The sequence below is a fragment of the Nocardia farcinica genome, from assembly GCF_029867845.1.
In the GTDB taxonomy this organism is placed as follows: Bacteria; Actinomycetota; Actinomycetes; order Mycobacteriales; family Mycobacteriaceae; genus Nocardia; species Nocardia farcinica_A.
This window is the reverse complement of sequence record NZ_JARWRU010000834.1, coordinates 1-1,180: the sequence shown is the minus strand read 5'-3', so window position 1 is coordinate 1,180 and position 1,180 is coordinate 1. Positions and strand designations below refer to the sequence as shown.

The window sequence follows — 1,180 nt, the reverse complement described above, 5'->3', positions numbered from 1 at the left end:
AAGTCGCGGATCTGTTGTTCGAAGAAGGGTCTTGCCAGTTCCGGTATCCGATAGTCCAGTTCGGACATCCTGGCGTAGTACTCGCGAGGGTCGGGACGGTCGTAGATGTCGTCGAACGAGGCTTTCCCGGTGGTGTGTAACGGCACTGGCACGTGTCTCGGTTTCCCTTCGGGTCGGAACTGACTCAGTCGAGTAGTCGGTCGCTCCTGACGGCCTCCGCCGCGGCGACGTGCTCGGGCAGGACGCGGCCGAACAGCTGACGGGTGCGTTCGACGGTGCCGATGACGCCGGGACGGTCGGTGTAGGCGAAGATCGCCGAATGGCGTTGCGAGGCGCCGGAGACCGTGGACACGCGGTGCAGGGAGTAGCGGCCCTGGAACAACTGCAGATCGCCGGGGCGCAGGTCGAGGCGGCGCACCAGGTGCCCGCCGAAGCCGGTGAGCACCGCCCGCACGTCGTCGAAGTGTTCCTCGGCCGGGGTGCGGATGCCGGGGCAGTACTCGAAGACGCCGCCCGCGTCGGGCTCACGGGTCAGCATGGAGACGGTGAACTCGTTGGTGTCGAAGTGCCAGGGGTGCGACATGCCCGGGGCCACCACGTTCAGGCACAACCCGGCCAGCGGGTCGGCGTATTCGTGCAGTTCGTCGCGGCCGAAGCAGTCGGCGACGAAGCGCTGGAAGTGCGCGTCGACGTAGAGCCGGTGGATCAGCGAGTCGGCGGGGATGCGGTCGCGCGGGACGAAGGCGTTGCCGCGCTCGAGCACGATGCGGCCGGGATGGTCCGACGGCAGTTCGGTGTCGAGCGGGATGTTGTAGGCGTTGACCCGCTCGGTGCGGTAGTAGGCGTGCGGGGCCATCCCCTCACCCTGCTCACGCAGGGTGTCGAGCAGTTCGGGGCGGATGAACTCGCGGAGCACGGTGCACCCGGATTCGGCGAGCTCGGCCCGCGCTGTCGCGACCGCCTCCCGCCACCGCGCGCCGCCCGGCTCCCGCAGCGGATACCTTGCGGTGTCGACGATTTCGTCCAGCACGCCGATCGTTGCCATACCGATATTGTCGGTCAGCGCCTCTCGGACACGCCCGGAATCGGGATAGATCATCGGTGAAGACCGTCTCAGCGCGATTTTTCGGCTATGCGCGCGCGGATTCGGCTGGCGCTCAGTCGGTTACCGAAAGACCGA

General features: G+C 67.3%; 1 protein-coding gene. It reads right to left on the bottom strand.

Translation table 11 applies throughout. From position 1 onward, the window contains the following. Positions 1-184: 184 nt before the first annotated feature. A complete protein-coding gene (locus QH283_RS18170; protein WP_280504185.1) occupies positions 185-1,045 on the bottom strand; it encodes a HalD/BesD family halogenase in 861 nt (286 codons plus the stop codon). Positions 1,046-1,180: the final 135 nt, after the last annotated feature.